Below are 15,418 nucleotides of genomic sequence, written 5' to 3' on the forward strand. Positions count from 1 at the left end.
CGAACCGCCGATTTTTGATCCACTCCACGAATCGGCGGGACATTACAGGCACAAATCCCTCTTTAGCCACATTGACCTCAGTTCTTGACACCACACCGTCCAAATCTATCGATTTGGGCAAAGGCCAGTGTGACCTAGGTCACACTCCGATTGCGGAGCGAACCGATCCGCCGATGGCGTAGTCAATCACTAAAGAAGTCATTCCACATCCGAACATCACGAGCCACATGCATGAAGCAGAAGTCATAGCCGGGACAGGCCTCTTCAGCGAGGCTCGCGCACACGGAGATCAATGATTTCCGCGGCGCATTCTCGCCCGAGCGAAAGGTGATCATCATTGGAACCAGGGTTGGCGCTCCTGGTGTGCGGCGCCTGGATCGTGATCAATGCACGGCGGTTCCGCGCCCGCGCGGTTCGGGTACCCGGTGTGATCACTGGCTTGGTGAGGAGCAGTGACCCTGATAGCCCTACGTGCAGGCCCGTCTTCCGCTTCACGACCCTCGAAGGGCATGAGGTCGAGGTCACCTCGGGTTTCGGCGAAGCCCATCCTCCCCAACCAGGGGATCGCGTCACGATCCTCTACAACCCGCGAAAGCCGCGAAAGGCCCGCATCGACACCAGCGGTCAGACCGGTTCCGCCATGGGGTGGATCGTGATCGGCCTCGGCCTTCTACTCGTGGCCCTCGGCGTGCTGTCCGCCCTCGATGTCCTCTGACCCCGGCAGGCCCGCGTTCCTGGAACATCTGATTCCTCCGCCCGAACCACCAGGGCGTCCGTCCTACCGAGTCGATATCGCAAGGGAGCCGGATGGCCTCAGCCCGACCGAAACACCGCCGCAGAAACAACGCCGATGATCACAGAAAGACCAGGCGTGTCATCGCCACCCTGCTCTTTCCATGGCTGACCGCCAGATTCCTGTTCAGGCCCCGGGTCGGCCCCTCACGTAAAGACCGGACGCTGGACCGGCTCGCGTTCTGGCGATCGACGGTCGGCCTCGGTGTGATCCTGGTGGCGACCTCTCAATACCAGGACGTCTCGGCGAACCTCATAGAAAAGGCGCTTGAAACCGGGCGGCTCGCCCTGATTCTGCTGCCGATACCGATCCTCGTGATACTGATCGTGACCCGCTCCGGCCGTCGCACCCGGATTCTTTCCGGCGTGCTGCTCATGACACGGCGTGCGGTGCTCGCACTGATTTTCTTCTACCTCCCGTTCGTGTTGATCCTCGCCGCGGCCGGTGAGCTCAACATCGACACCCTCGCCAACGGTCAGGTCGAATTTCAGCAGGACATCGATCTCAACGCCTCGGGGGAAGCGGCATTCTGGCTGCTCGCCGCCATGGCCTTGGTGATCGTCCTCTTTCCCTGGTACGTGTGCTTCTGGTATTGCACGATCTACTGGACAGCGCGTACCGGATTCTGGATCGGCGATGTCCATCCGCTGCTCGCACCGATCGGCACAACGGGTCTCACGCTGCTGATCAGTGCCCAGGAGATCATTGAACGTGACACGAACGGTGTGCCCGAATGGCTGTGGCTGACGCTGAACCTCTGCGGCGTGGCCACGGTGCTGGTGCTGGCCATATTCGAATACCGGCACCTTCGGGCGACCGGTTACCGGTTCCGTGACGGACCGGAACCGGCGGCAATCGATTCGGCCGAGCGGACGGACGTCGTGGAGGCCGCAACCGGCACCACACCGATGACGTCTCCTCAAGCCTGAAGGCTCCGGTAGCACGTTGAGCGCCTCCGGCGACGCCACCGTTCCCCCTGCCCCCCGATCCCTCGACCCCCCGAGCCTTGACACAGGCACCCCCCGAAGGAGCGATCATGTCCACGCTGGTGTTGGTCCACGGTTTCTGGCACGGCTCCTGGTGCTGGAGCGAAGTCATCCCCCACGTGGTGGCCGCCGGGCGGCCGGCCGTCGCGGTGGACATGGCGGGGCACGGGCTGTACGCCCGCCGTCCTCGATGGTTCACCGAGCAGCCGTACGACAGCGAGGCGGTCGCCACCGAGGTCTCGCCCGTGGCGGACGTGAGTCTCGACGATGCCGCCGAGTTGCTGACCTCGCAGATCAAGCGGATCGGCGGTGGCGAGCCGGTAACGGTGGTCGCCCACAGCGCGGCCGGCCCGGTACTGATGCGAGCGGCCGAGCAGACGCCCGAACTGATCGCGCACGCGGTATATCTCACCGCGTACATGCCGGCATCGGATGTGTCCGCGGCGGCCTACACACGGATTCCGGAGGCCGCCGACAGCCTGGTCACGCCGTTGCTGCGGGGCGACCCGGCCCAGACAGGCGCGCTGCGGTTCGACCTGGCCACGGACGACGCCGCCTACCGGCAGCGGCTTTACGAGGCGTTCTACGGTGACGTCGATCCGGCCATCGCCGACGCCGCCACCGGCCTGCTGGCGCCCGACAGCCCGATCGGCATCATGGTGGGTACCACCACCCTGACTCAGGACGGCTGGGGATCGGTACGGCGCACGTACATCATGTGCACGCGGGACAGGGCCCTCCGGCCCGATGTGCAGGCGAAGTTCATTTCAGAGGCCGACGCGGCGTTTCCGGACGACCCGACCTCTGTCGTCGCGCTCGAAGCCTCCCACTCGCCTTTCCTCTCCATGCCCGGCGAGCTGGCCGACGTCATCATCCCGCTCGGCTGACACGGGGCCGTACCCGCGATGGCTCGACGCACGATCGGCTTCTCGCACTGGACCAGGCCGAGTCCGCGAGCCCGGACGCCGGCCTGGCACCGTGATTCGAGCACGGCCATCGGCTCGGCGACCCGGCGTCGCCAGAGCATCGTCATGTGTTCGCCGCCCATGGGCATTCGCCTGAGGCCGTGACCGAACAGCGGGGGATTGCTCGGCTCAGTAGGACTGGAGGGCGTTCAAGGTCGTTTCCACGAACATCCGGACGCCGACCCCGATGGCCCGCTCGTCGATGTCGAACCGCTCGGAGTGCAGGTCCACGTGGCCCTCCGCGTCGGGAGGCGTGACCCCCAGGCGGAAGAGCGCGCCCGGGATCTGGCGCAGATACCAGGCGAAGTCCTCGCCACCGAGGCTCTGCGGGGCCTCCTGGACGTGGTCCTCGCCGACGACCGCGAGCGCCGAGTTGTAGAGAATCTTCGTGGCCACCGCATCGTTGACCACCGCCGGGCACACCCGGTTGTAGTCCAGCTCCCACTCGACCCCGAAGGGCTCGATGAGTTCGCTGAGCGACTTCTGCACGATGCTGGGGACCTGCTCCCAGATGTCCGCGTTCGGGATCCGTACGGTCCCGGCGGCCTGTGCCAGGGACGGGATCGCGTTGGGCGCCTCGCCGGCCTGAATCATGCCGAAGCCGAGGAGCATCCGCTCTTCGGGGTGGAGGGACTCGTTCACTGACTCGGGAAGCCGGGCGATCACGGAGGCCAGCGCGTTGATCGGGTTGACCGCCAGGTGGGGCCGGGCCGAGTGGCCGCCCTTGCCGTGCAGCCGCAGCACGATGTGGTCCTGGGCCGAGGTGATCGCACCGCTGCGGATGCCCACGTCGCCCAGCTTGCGGCTCGGGTCGCAGTGCAGTGCGTAGATCACATCGACGCCGTCGATCGCGCCGCCCGCGATCATGTCGAGCGAGCCGCTCGAAGAGGACTCCTCCGCGGGCTGGAAGACCAGCCGGATCCGTCCCGCAAGGTGCTGGCGGCGCTTGGCGAGTTCGAGGGCCGCACCCACCAGGATCGTCGTGTGCACGTCGTGCCCGCAGGCGTGGCACACGCCGGTGTTCTGCGAGCGGTACGGCACGTCCTTGGCGTCCTGGATCGGCAGCGCGTCCATGTCGGCGCGCAGACCCACGGTGGGGCCCTCGCCCCCTTCGATGTCGCACACGAGCCCGGTCCCGGTCGGGAAGACCCGTGGCTCCAGTCCGGCGGATCTGAGCATGTCCGCCACGGCGGCGGTCGTACGGATCTCCTGACGGGCCAGCTCTGGGTGGGAGTGGATGTCCCGGCGGAACCGGATGAGTGTTTCTAGATCCAAATCCCCTGTCAACACGAGAGCAGACTCCGTCCAGCTAGTTCATTTTCCTTGTGATCGCAAGCGAGAATGGGGGACAGTCTAGCGATCCGCGCACCGATCTGCCGGTTTTCCTGCGAGTTTATGCGAAGCGTGGCCCAACCATTACCGATCCGTCCATCCGGGTATCTCGACACGGGACGTGACGAACCTGTCTTCGGCGAGTTCGATGACCGTCGCGTCGACGATGTCCTGGAGACTTCCCCCGTCGGCCAGGATCGCCCGCTGGCGTTCGCTCGAGTTGCCCTTCTCCAGCACCTCGGTCATCACGGCCAGTTCCTCCGCGCAGCCGAGCCGCTCGGCGACCGGTTCGAGCTCGCGCTGGAGCTCGTACAGCAGATCCCGCATCGGAGCGGTCGAGCCGCGATCGTCGGTGATCACGCTCGCGTCGAGGCCGTACCGCGTGGCCCGCCACTTGTTGTCGTGCACCACCCAGGCCGCCGGATGCGGCAGCGTGTAGCCGCGGTCGAGCTGCTGGTCGAATCGCGCCACCAGGCTCTGGCACAGCGCGGTGACCATCCCCACCTCCCTGGGCGTCGGGATGCCGTCGAACATCCGGATCTCGATGGTCCCGAAGTCGGGATGCGGCCGGATGTCCCACCACACCTCCTTGATGCTGCGGATCGTCCCCGCCCGCAGCAGCGTGTCCATGTACTCCTCGAACTCCGTCCAGTCCGCGAGCAGATGCGGCGGCCCCGCCGTGGGCAGCGAGCCGAAGACGATCGCACGGCTGGACGCCAGCCCGGTGTCCTTGCCGCCCCAGAAGGGGCTCGACGAGGTCAGCGCGAGGAAGTGCGGCAGGTGGGCGGCGAGCGCGTTGACGATCGGGATCACCTTGTCGCGGTCCTGGACGCCGACGTGCACGTGCACGCCGAACGTCTGGATCCGCCAGGCGAGCCACTGCAGGTCCTCGACCAGCTCCGCGTACCGCTGGCTCGGCGCGTAGACCGCGTCGCGCCAGTCACTGATCGCGTGGGTGCCCGTGCAGGCCAGCGCGGTTCCCCTCGGCTCCACCACCTCGGTGATCCTGCCGATGCTCTTCTTCAGGTCCTGTACGGCCTCGGCCACCGTGTGGCAGACATCGGTGACGATTTCGATCTGCGACTGCATGAGCTCGTGCATCGCCTTGGGCCGCTGGCCGTCGCTCAGGTCCGGGACCGCGGCGAGCACTTCCTTGGCGTCCTGGCGGAGATGGCGGGTGTGCCGGTCGACGAGTTGGAGCTCCCACTCCACCCCAAGGGTCGCGCCACGGGAAGGGTTGAACTGGATCGCCACGCGTTCCTCCATCACATCGAGATATCCCTCCTTTCCTTAGTTCCCGTCATGCCTTTACTTACCGCCCCCGCTGCTCACCGCCTCGCGCTCCGCCCCTGCGCGCCCCGGCGTTCCCCGTGTCGCCAGCAGTCCGCGCACCCCCAGGGTGCCGAGCACCACCGCCAGGATGACGTTGACGGCGATCAGCACGCCGTGGACGACGTAGAAGCTCGTTTCATGCCCGTCCTGCAGGTTGAACCCGAGGTTGATCCATTCAAAGATCATGAAAGCGGCGAGGGCCGACAGAAAGACCGATACACGTCTCGACATGCTTCTAGTATCAACGTCTGCCCCATATGCGTATATTCGCGATCTTTAGGGGATCTGTCCGGCATGTGCATGGACTCACGGCTAGGCTGATCTGCCTATGCTGCCTACGAGGACGAACCGCGGCACCACGTCGGTGAAGACGCGGGTGACGGCACTGGGGACGATGGTGGCCGCCGTGGCGCTGCTCGGCGTCGGGACGCCACCGGTCGGCGCGACGGCCGTACCCTCCCCCACCCCCGACGTCGCCGACTCCGGCGCCCCGGACGGTACGGCACCGCCGGGCGACGCCGAGGACGCCAAGGCCGCGGGCGCCCCGCGCAGCACCGTGGGCGGCAAACTGCTCGCCGGCCGTGGGCTGATCGTCCCCGCCGGGCTCAAACCACCGCCGAAGACCGAGGCCTCGGCCTTCCTCATCGCCGACGCCGACACCGGCGCCGTGCTCGCGGCCAAGGACCCGCACGGGCGTTATCGCCCGGCGAGCACGCTCAAGACGCTGACCGCCCTCACCCTCATCCCGAAGCTCGACAAGAACCGCAAGATCAAACCCAGCGACCGGGCCTCCAACGTGGAGGGCAGCGCCGTCGGCATCGTCCCCGAACCGATCTACAAGATCGACGACCTGCTGCGGGCACTGCTCATGGTCTCGGCCAACGACGCCGCTGAAGCGCTCGCCGAGGCGAACGGCGGCATGGCCAAGACCCTCGCGGACATGAACAAGGAGGCGCGCATACTCCAGGCGTACGACACGGTGGCCAAGACGCCGCACGGCCTGGACAAGCCGGGCCAGCGGAGCTCGGCCTACGACCTCGCCCTGATCGCCCGCGCCGGGTTGAAGATGCCCCGGTTCCGCGAGTACATCAGCACGAAGGTCGCCAAGTTCCCCGCGCCCAAGGACTACGACAAGAAGAAGAACAAGCGTGACGGACGGGGTCGCGAGCGGCGGCACACCGCCGATCCCGACGCGAGCAGATCGCCCCGGCCGACCTACTACGAGATGGGCAACCACAACCGGCTGCTGTGGAAGTACCCCGGCATGATCGGCGTCAAGAACGGCTGGACGTCCAAGGCCCTCGGCAGCTTCGTGGGCGCCGCCACCAGAAACGGACACACGATCATCGTCGTGGTCATGCATCATCCGGGCGGATTCTGGGACGAGGTGGCCAAGCTGCTCGACTGGGGCTTCGCCAACCGGGGCAAGGCCGCACCGATCGGCAGGCTCGTCGGTCCGGTGGTGCCCTCGCCGACCCCCGCCCCCAACACCCTGCCCGTACGACCGCCCGGCCGGACCCCGGCGAGTCCCGTGGCCGCCGCGGGCGGAGCCGGCGGGGACGGCGGCGGCCCGCTGCCGGTCGTCGCGGCCGTGCTGGCGGGCGGCGTGCTCCTCATCGGAGGCGGCGCCGCCGTGTACGGCATCCGCCGCCGACGCCGCGCGAACCGTACCTGAGTCGGCAGGTAGAGCGGCTGCCCCCCGGCCGGCGCAGGATGCCTACAGCAGCAGGCCGAGGCGGTCGCGGACCTGGGCCATGGTCTCGCGGGCCACCGCACGCGCGCGGTCGGCGCCGGCGGCGAGCATGCGGTCGAGCTCGGCCTCGTCGGCCAGCAGCTTCTCGGTCCGCTCGCGGATCGGGGCGAACGTGTCCACCACGACCTCGGCGACCTCCTTCTTGAAGGCGCCGTAGCCCTGGCCCGCGAACCTCGCCTCCAGGTCGGCGATCGACACGCCCGACAGCGCCGAGTGGATCCGCAGCAGGTTGGTGACGCCCGGCTTGTTCGCCTCGTCGGCGACGACCTCGGAGCCGGTGTCGGTGACGGCCCGCATGATCTTCTTGCGCAGCCGGCCCGGCTCCTCGAGCACGTCGATGATGCCCTGCGGGCTCGACGACGACTTCGACATCTTGGCCGACGGGTCCTGGAGATCGGTGATCTTCTCGACCTCCTTCAGGATGTACGGGTTCGGCAGCTTGAAGGTGGGTCCGTACCTGCTGTTGAACCGCTGCGCGAGGTCGCGGCTGAGCTCCAGGTGCTGCTTCTGGTCACCCCCGACCGGCACCTGGTCGGTCTGGTAGATCAGGATGTCGGCCGCCTGGAGGATCGGGTAGGTGAACAGGCCGACGCTCGCCGCGCCCTCGCCGTACTTCGCGGCCTTGTCCTTGAACTGCGTCATCCGGCCGGCCTCGCCCATGCCGGTCTGGCAGATCAGATACCAGGCCAGCTCGCTGTGCTCCCGCACCTGGCTCTGCACGAAGACCGAGGCGCGCTCCGGGTCGAGCCCCGCCGCGAACAGCTGCGCGGCGGCGACCCTGGTGCGGCGGCGCAGCTCCTCCGGCTTGGGCGCGACGGTCAGCGCGTGCAGGTCGGCGATGAAGTAGAACGCCTCGTGGGTGTCCTGAAGCGCGACGTACTGCCGCACCGCGCCGAGATAGTTGCCGAGGTGGAACGAGTCGGCGGTGGGCTGGATTCCGGACAGAACGCGAGGACGTGCCATGACATGTAATTCTGTCAGGAGTCGGCGGGTGCCCGCGACAGGCGATCGTCCTACCCGCTCTGCGCGTCGTGCTTCGTGTCGATCGGCGTCCCTCCCGGTTTCCGATCCGGCGGCTGAACCGGACCCTGCCCGGTGGCTTGATTCGCCGCTTGATCTGCGGTTTGAGCTTCGGCTTGCGCTGTGACCTGATCGGGGGCCGCGGCCGTACGGGTGACCCGGACGCGGGCCACCCGCCGGCCGTCCATCTCGGTCACGGTCAGCTTGAGCCCCACCACCTCGACGGAGTCGCCCCGCTCGGGGATGTGACCGAGCGCGGCCATCACATATCCGCCCAGCGTCTCGTACGGACCCTCGGGCAGCCGGGCACCCGTCTGATCCGCGAAATCCCCCAGGTGGACCAGCCCCTCGATCTCCATGTCGCCGGCGATGAGCCGTACGGACTCTCCGTCCTGGTCGTACTCGTCGCGTATGTCGCCGATGAGCTCCTCGACCAGGTCCTCCAGCGTCACGATGCCGCGGGTGCCGCCGTACTCGTCGACCACGATCGCCAGGTGATGGCCCTCGTCACGCATCTCCGCCAGCGTCGTGAGCACCCGTTTGCTCGCCGGCACGAGCTTGACCGGCCGGATCGGCACCAGCTCGCTGATCGGTTCGACGCTTCCGGTCAGGACCGGATCGAGGAGATCACGGACATGGACGAATCCGATGATGTCGTCATATGAGTCGCGGTAGACCGGGAACCGGGAGTGCGGCATGGCCGCGGCCAGCACCGCCGCCTCGGCCAGCGGCGTGTCCGCCGCCATGAACTCGACCTCCGTACGCGGCAGCAGCACCTCCCTGAGCTGGCGCTTGCCCGCGGCGAACACCTCGCCGATCAGGTCGCGCTCGTCCTGGGCGAGCTCCTGATGACCCGCCACCATCTCGCGGAGCTCCTCCGTCGTCATCGCGGCCCGGTCGGCCGCCGGGTTGCCGCCGAGCAGCCGCACCACGCCGTTGGTCGACATCGACAGCAGCCAGATGACCGGCCGCGACAGGGCGGCGATGAAGTCGAGAAGCGGCGCGGCCAGCAGCGACAGTCCCTCGGCCCGCTGCCGCCCCAGCCGCTTGGGGACGAGCTCGCCCAGCACCAGCGACACATAGGAGATGGCGAGCGTGACGGCCACGAACGCCAGCGGCGCGGCGGCTCCCCGCTCCAGCCCCCAGCCCGCGAAGACCGGGGTCAGCCGATCGGCGAGCTGGTCGGCGCCGAGCGCGGCCGACAGCACGGTCGCGACGGTCACACCGACCTGGATCGCCGAAAGGAACCGATTCGGATCGCGGGCGAGCTTCTGCACCCGGGCGCCGCGGCGGCCCTGCCCGCTGAGCCGCCTGACCTGGCTGTCCCGCAGGGACACCATGGCCATCTCGGTGGCGGTGAAGAACCCGCCGATAAGAATGAATATCAGGACCAGGGTGATAATCACCGCGACGTTGCTCACGTCATCGTCCGTTCCCCATGTGGTCGCTCTTCTGCAGGCATTCAACCCGTTCCGCGGAGGGACCGCGTAAGCTAGGCGACAGCCGTACATAAATCAACATACTTCAACAGACCCGAACAGAGGAGTGCCAGTGCGACTCTTGGTCACCGGTGGAGCGGGGTACATCGGCAGCGTCGTGACCGCCCAACTCGTCGAGGAGGGGCACGAGGTCACGGTGCTGGACGATCTGTCGACGGGGCACGCCGACGCCGTGCCCGCCGGCGCGCGGTTCGTCCGGGGCACGATCGGCGAGACCGGCACCCTGCTCGGCGAGAGCTTCACGGGCTTCGACGCCGTGCTGCACTTCGCGGCCAAGTCGCTGGTCGGCGAGTCGGTCGAGCGGCCCGGCCTCTACTGGTCGAACAACCTGGGCGGCACGCTGGCGCTGCTCGACGCGATGCGGCGGGCCGGCGTCGGCCGCATCGTGTTCTCCTCGACCGCCGCGACGTACGGCGAGCCCGAGCGCACGCCGATTTCGGAGACCGACCCGACCCGGCCCACCAACCCCTACGGCGCGTCCAAGCTCGCCGTCGACACCGCGCTGAGCGCGTTCGCCGGCCTGTACGGCCTGGCCGCCGTCAGCCTGCGCTACTTCAACGTGGCCGGGGCGTACGGCGACCTCCGCGAGCGGCACACGGTCGAGACCCACCTGATCCCGAACGTGCTGAAGGTCGCGCTCGGCGAGCGGGAATCGGTCAGCCTCTTCGGCACCGACTACCCGACACCGGACGGCACCTGCGTCCGCGACTACATCCACGTGGCCGACCTCGCCCGCGCGCACCTGCTGGCCCTCGACGCGACCGCGGCCGGCGCACATCAGATCTTCAACCTCGGCAACGGCACCGGTTTCTCGGTCAAGGAGGTCATCGACGTCTGCCGTGAGGTGACCGGGCACGAGATCCCGGTGACGGTCGGCCCGCGCCGCCCCGGCGACCCGGCCGTGCTGGTCGCGTCGTCGGAGAAGATCCAGCGCGAGCTCGGCTGGAAGCCGGTCCACCCCGCGCTGCGCGACATCGTCGCCGACGCCTGGGCTGCCGCCATCGGGAAGGGCTCAGTCTCGGCGTAGGGCGACCCGCATACGCGCCCGGTTGTTGGCCGGCCGCCGGTCGCCGAAATGGCGTGAGTAGACGGTGGCCATCGTGGACACGGCGCGCGAGGCGTGGGACGGCACGCTGAACACCAGCCTCAGCAAACCGGTCGACCCTGTCCTGATGGGCGGCAGCGCACACGCGACGAACGCCCGCCGACTCCGGCAGCGTCCTCCGGTCGCCGATCGGAACCGGGCCTGCCGTGGCCGCAGGAAGACGTAGGCGTCCCGCACGATGCGCGGCCCCCGGTTGCGCACCTCGGCCCGTACGGAAAATCTATGACCCGGCCGGGCGAACCTCGCAGACGATCTGAAGCGGACGGCGAGATCGGCCCCGCCGTCGACCTTGGTGACCGTCTTCGCCCTGTTGTCGGCCTCGTGGCCGTCCACGACCTCGGAGTCGACGCTGGCCCTGGCGCGGAGCGGGCCGGACGCCCCCGGCCGGACCACCCCGGTGATCGTCAAGCTGCCGGATTCGCCGGCGACGACGTCCCTGTCGGACTCGCAGACGACCTGGCGGTGGCCGCGGACCGGCCGGCACTCGGCCACGTTGACGTTGATGATCTGGAAGTCGCGGGGCACGTCTACCCGCAGCACCGGCAGCACGGCGTCACCCGGCCCCCTGTTGTCCACCTTGACGCGGTAGACCAGTGGCTGGCCCGGCTGGGCGACCTTCGGCGAGGCGGAGATCCGCACCGCGAGATCCGCGGCCCCCCACTGCTCCACCTGATCCATCGCCACCGCCGGGCGCGGCACCCCGGCGACGAAAACGCAGATCAAACCCGTGACGACCCTACGACCCATGCGGCTCCCCCGAACGCTCGAGATCAATTCAATCGCGTCGGAGCCGCCGCCATCCCGCCGACACGCCGCCGCCCGCACCGCCCGGCCGGTTCGGACGTCCGGGCCTCAGCCGGGGAACCGCCTGCCCGCCCCGGCGATGCGGGCACCCCGCGAAAGCACGACCGCCGAGGCGTCGTCCGACTCCGGCAGGCCGAGCAGGCCCAGCAGGGCGCGATCCGCCGTCGGCCGGTCGGCCGCCCGTTTGCTGAGGCACGCGCGTACGACCCGGTTCAGCGGTGCGGCCAGGACGCTCACGTCGACGTCGCCGTTGAGTATCCGGTTCAGGGTGGCGGCGATCGAACCCCCGCCGAACGCGGACTTCCCCGTCGCGGCGTACATCATGGTCGCCCCCCAGGAGAACATGTCGGCCGGCGGGCCCACCCCGCCGCCCGCGACCTGTTCCGGGGCGAGATAGGCGGGCGTGCCGATGGCCCGGCTGGTGATCGTGCCGGTCGAGTCGACGATGCGGGCGATGCCGAAGTCGACCACGCGTGGGCCGTCGGCGGCGAGGAGCACGTTGTCCGGTTTGAAGTCTCGATGCACGATCCCCGCACGGTGGATCGCGGTCAGCGCGGTCGCCGTACCGACGGCCAGCCGGCCCAGTGCCTCGCCGCGCAGCGGACCGTCGGCCTCGACCGTCTCGCGCAGCGATCTCCCCTCGATGTACTCGCTCGCGATGTACGGCGTGTCGCCCTCGAGATCGGCCATGAGGACCTGGGCGGTGCAGAAGCCCGCCACCCGTTGCGCCGCGCGCAGTTCCCGGGCGAACCGCGACCGCGCGATCGCGTCACCGCTGAACTTGACGTGCAGCAACTTGACCGCCGCCCACTCGTCCATCTCGTTGCGGCCGAGGTAGACGATGCCCTGCCCGCCCTCACCCAGCCTGCCCGTCAGCGTGAACTGGCCGATCCTGGTCGGATCCCCGGGCCCGAGCGGCATGATCTGTGACATCACGTTCCCCAGCATCGGGCAAAGAGTCGGTCAGCCCAACTTTACGGTCTGTCCGTACGAACCGATCGCCGCACAGGACGTGACAGGGCCACCCGGGAGAGGGCGGCCCTGTCTTCTGTACGGCCCTGCCTGTTGTACGGCCCTGCCTGTCTCGCCTGTCCGAGGGGACGGGTCAGGCCGACATCTTCTTCTTCAGGTTCTCGTCCAGGGCGGCGAGGAAGTCCTGGGTGGTCAACCACTCGGCGTCGCCGCCGACGAGGAGGGCGAGGTCCTTGGTCATCTGGCCGCCCTCGACGGTCTCGACGCAGACCTGCTCCAGCTTCTCGGCGAAGTCGATCACCTCGGGGGTGTTGTCGAGCTTGCCGCGGTGCTGCAGGCCCCGGGTCCACGCGAAGATCGAGGCGATCGGGTTCGTCGAGGTGGGCTTGCCCTGCTGGTGCTGACGGTAGTGGCGGGTCACGGTGCCGTGGGCCGCCTCGGCCTCGACCGTACGGCCGTCGGGCGTCATGAGCACGCTGGTCATCAGGCCGAGCGAGCCGAAGCCCTGCGCCACCGTGTCGGACTGGACGTCGCCGTCGTAGTTCTTGCACGCCCAGACGTAGCCGCCCTCCCACTTGAGCGAGGCAGCCACCATGTCGTCGATCAGGCGGTGCTCGTAGGAGATGCCGGCGGCCTCGAAGTCGGCCTTGAACTCGCTCTCGTAGACCTCGGCGAAAATGTCCTTGAACCGGCCGTCGTACGCCTTGAGGATCGTGTTCTTGGTCGACAGGTAGACGGGGTAGCCGCGGTTGAGGCCGTACCGCATCGAGGCACGGGCGAAGTCGCGGATCGACTCGTCGAGGTTGTACATCGCCATCGCGACGCCCGAGCCCGGGAAGTCGAAGACGTTGAGCTCGATCGGCTCGCTGCCGTCCTTCGGCGTGAACGTCAGCGTCAGCGTGCCCTCGCCGGGGATCTTGATGTCGGTGGCGCGGTACTGGTCGCCGAACGCGTGACGGCCGACGACGATCGGCTTGGTCCAGCCGGGCACCAGCCGGGGGATGTTGGACATGATGATCGGCTCGCGGAAGATGACACCGCCGAGGATGTTGCGGATCGTCCCGTTCGGGGACTTCCACATCTTCTTGAGGCCGAACTCCTCGACGCGGGCCTCGTCCGGGGTGATCGTGGCGCACTTGACGCCGACGCCGTACTTCTTGATGGCGTTGGCGGCGTCGATCGTGACCTGGTCGTCGGTGGCGTCACGGTGCTCGATGCCGAGGTCGTAGTACTTCAGGTCGACGTCGAGGTAGGGAAGGATCAGCTGGTCCTTGATGAACTGCCAGATGATCCTCGTCATCTCGTCGCCGTCGAGTTCGACGACCGGACCCGCTACCTTGATCTTGGGCATGCGTGGGGTTCCCCTTCTGAACTAACTGGCCAGACAGTCCTTTTTGAGGCTCACTGGCCGTTGAGGCTATCGGATGGCTGTGGTAGCGCCTCGATCCAGGTCGCGGGCTACGGGTGGTGCAGGGACGGCAGCAGCAGGCTCAGCGAGCCCGCCACGAGGGCCGCCCCCAGCACGGCCAGCACAACGCTGTCGGTTTTGCGGCTCCGTACGGCCAGCATCCCGGCCCTGCGGCCGGAGCCGAAGTAGCGCAGCGCGGCCCCGACGAGGAGCGACGCCCCGATCACCACGCCGCCCACCCAGGGGGCCGCACCGAGGCCGACCGCGCAGAGCCCGGCACCCGCACCCGCCGTCACCAGCAGGTACGGTCTCCAGACCTGGCCCTTGCCGTTCGCCCTCACACCTGTCGGGTCACCGTTCGTCGATCGGCGTCCACTTCTGGTCACGCTCCCCGATGTACTCGCTGTCCGGCCGGATCAGCCGGTTGTCCGCGTGCTGCTCGATCACGTGCGCGGTCCATCCCGCCATCCGGCTGATGGAGAAGACCGGAGTGAACAGGTCCGTCGGGATGCCCAGGTAGTGGTAGACGGTCGCCGCGTAGAAGTCCACGTTCGGGTACAGGCCCTTCTCCGCGAAGACGACCTCCTCCATCTCCTTGGACATCCGATAGTAGGTGTCGTCGCCGGACGCCTCACCGAGTTCCCGCGACATCCGCCGCAGATGCGTCGCCCGGGGATCCTCCGTCTTGTAGACGCGATGCCCGAAGCCCATGATCTTCTCGCCCGCCGCGAGCCTGTCCCGTACGGCCTGCGCCACGCCGCTCGGGTCCAACGCCTCCAGCGTACGCATGACCTGCTCGTTGGCGCCGCCGTGCAGTGGGCCCTTGAGCGTGCCGATGGCCGCCACGATCGCCGAGTGCATGTCGGACAGCGTGGCCGCGCAGACCCGGGCGGCGAACGTCGAGGCGTTCATCGTGTGGTCGGCGTGCAGGACCAGACAGGTGTCGAAGATCTCCGTCTCGCGCGGCGACGGCCGCCGGCCGGTGATCTGCAGCAGGAAGTTGGCTGCGACGCCGAGCTCGGGATCCGGCTCCGGAGTCGCGGCACCCGTCCTGGCTGCGTGATAGCGGGCGACCAGGATCGGCTGCTGGGCCGTCAGCCGCGCCGCCTTTCTGCGGTTGGCGTCTGCGGCGTTGGAGTTCTTGTCCGGGTCCTCGGCCCCCGACAGCGAGACCAGCGTGCGCAGCGCCGCCATCGGCTCCTGCTTCTCGGCGATCTCGGCGATGTTGTTCTCTGCCAGTCCGCCGAGGCCGCGTCCCCGGGCCAGCTCGGCGCCGTAGTCGGCAAGCTGGTCGCGGGTCGGCAGCGTTCCGCGCTGGAGTAGGTGGGCGATCTCTTCGAAGGTGGTTCGGCCGGCCAGGTCGTGGATGTCGTAGCCACGATAGAAGAGCCGACCCGCCTTGCCGTCGATGTCACTCAGCGCTGTCGACGCGGCGACGACATCGGCAAG

15 protein-coding genes are annotated in these 15,418 nt (G+C 68.3%); 5 read left to right on the plus strand and 10 right to left on the minus strand.

Going from position 1 to position 15,418, the window contains the following annotated elements; all coding sequences use genetic code 11:
- Positions 1-349: 349 nt before the first annotated feature.
- The 3 genes from AP234_RS04305 (at position 350) to AP234_RS04315 (ending at position 2,666) form a co-directional block, all read left to right on the plus strand.
- On the plus strand, positions 350-715 hold the full coding sequence (locus AP234_RS04305) for a DUF3592 domain-containing protein (protein ID WP_055478141.1): 366 nt from the start codon (positions 350-352) through the stop codon (positions 713-715).
- A gap of 92 nt (positions 716-807) precedes the next feature.
- Entirely contained in the window at positions 808-1,722 is a 915-nt protein-coding gene (locus tag AP234_RS04310) for a hypothetical protein (protein WP_055478142.1), read from the plus strand.
- 107 nt (positions 1,723-1,829) lie between these two features.
- Entirely contained in the window at positions 1,830-2,666 is an 837-nt protein-coding gene (locus tag AP234_RS04315; RefSeq protein ID WP_055478143.1) for an alpha/beta fold hydrolase, read from the plus strand.
- A gap of 207 nt (positions 2,667-2,873) precedes the next feature.
- Here the strand turns inward: AP234_RS04315 and AP234_RS04320 are convergent, their stop codons facing one another.
- From AP234_RS04320 to AP234_RS04330, 3 genes are all read right to left on the minus strand, one after another.
- Complete coding sequence (locus AP234_RS04320; protein ID WP_200926204.1) at positions 2,874-4,019, minus strand: amidohydrolase; 1,146 nt, start codon at positions 4,017-4,019, stop codon at positions 2,874-2,876.
- 141 nt (positions 4,020-4,160) lie between these two features.
- Positions 4,161-5,330 carry a glutamate--cysteine ligase gene (locus AP234_RS04325; RefSeq protein ID WP_055478260.1) on the minus strand — a complete coding sequence of 390 codons (1,170 nt, stop codon included), beginning with the start codon at positions 5,328-5,330 and terminating at the stop codon, positions 4,161-4,163.
- A 54-nt stretch (positions 5,331-5,384) separates the two neighbouring features.
- The gene (locus AP234_RS04330) at positions 5,385-5,639 is read right to left on the minus strand and encodes an SCO4848 family membrane protein (protein ID WP_055478145.1); all 255 of its coding nucleotides are present in this window, start codon (positions 5,637-5,639) and stop codon (positions 5,385-5,387) included.
- Between the two features lie 97 nt (positions 5,640-5,736).
- Here AP234_RS04330 and AP234_RS04335 point away from each other — a divergent pair, with 97 nt between their 5' ends.
- On the plus strand, positions 5,737-7,083 hold the full coding sequence (locus tag AP234_RS04335; protein WP_235557946.1) for a D-alanyl-D-alanine carboxypeptidase family protein: 1,347 nt from the start codon (positions 5,737-5,739) through the stop codon (positions 7,081-7,083).
- Positions 7,084-7,125: 42 nt separating this feature from the next.
- Here AP234_RS04335 and trpS read toward each other — a convergent pair whose 3' ends face one another.
- Both trpS and AP234_RS04345 read right to left on the minus strand, forming a co-directional pair.
- The gene (gene trpS, locus AP234_RS04340) at positions 7,126-8,124 is read right to left on the minus strand and encodes a tryptophan--tRNA ligase (RefSeq protein WP_055478146.1); all 999 of its coding nucleotides are present in this window, start codon (positions 8,122-8,124) and stop codon (positions 7,126-7,128) included.
- 50 nt (positions 8,125-8,174) lie between these two features.
- Positions 8,175-9,602, minus strand: coding sequence for a hemolysin family protein (locus AP234_RS04345; RefSeq protein WP_152990224.1), 1,428 nt, complete (start codon positions 9,600-9,602; stop codon positions 8,175-8,177).
- 130 nt (positions 9,603-9,732) lie between these two features.
- Here AP234_RS04345 and galE point away from each other — a divergent pair, with 130 nt between their 5' ends.
- The gene (gene galE, locus AP234_RS04350; protein WP_055478147.1) at positions 9,733-10,707 is read left to right on the plus strand and encodes a UDP-glucose 4-epimerase GalE; all 975 of its coding nucleotides are present in this window, start codon (positions 9,733-9,735) and stop codon (positions 10,705-10,707) included.
- Here galE and AP234_RS04355 read toward each other — a convergent pair.
- The 5 genes from AP234_RS04355 to AP234_RS04375 all read right to left on the minus strand — a co-directional run.
- Positions 10,693-11,532 carry a DUF11 domain-containing protein gene (locus AP234_RS04355; RefSeq protein WP_152990225.1) on the minus strand — a complete coding sequence of 280 codons (840 nt, stop codon included), beginning with the start codon at positions 11,530-11,532 and terminating at the stop codon, positions 10,693-10,695. The genes galE and AP234_RS04355 overlap by 15 nt on opposite strands.
- Before the next feature lie 105 nt (positions 11,533-11,637).
- Complete coding sequence (locus AP234_RS04360) at positions 11,638-12,537, minus strand: serine/threonine-protein kinase (RefSeq protein WP_055478149.1); 900 nt, start codon at positions 12,535-12,537, stop codon at positions 11,638-11,640.
- A 157-nt stretch (positions 12,538-12,694) separates the two neighbouring features.
- Positions 12,695-13,912 (minus strand): NADP-dependent isocitrate dehydrogenase, encoded by a 1,218-nt coding sequence (locus AP234_RS04365; RefSeq protein WP_055478150.1) that lies wholly within the window; start codon positions 13,910-13,912, stop codon positions 12,695-12,697.
- Between the two features lie 107 nt (positions 13,913-14,019).
- Entirely contained in the window at positions 14,020-14,310 is a 291-nt protein-coding gene (locus AP234_RS04370) for a DUF3017 domain-containing protein (RefSeq protein ID WP_055478151.1), read from the minus strand.
- Between the two features lie 10 nt (positions 14,311-14,320).
- A partial coding sequence (locus tag AP234_RS04375; protein WP_063842751.1) for a citrate/2-methylcitrate synthase occupies positions 14,321-15,418 on the minus strand: 1,098 nt, incomplete at its 5' end.

Source organism: Sphaerimonospora mesophila, assembly GCF_001417795.1.
In the GTDB taxonomy this organism is placed as follows: domain Bacteria; phylum Actinomycetota; class Actinomycetes; order Streptosporangiales; family Streptosporangiaceae; genus Sphaerimonospora; species Sphaerimonospora mesophila.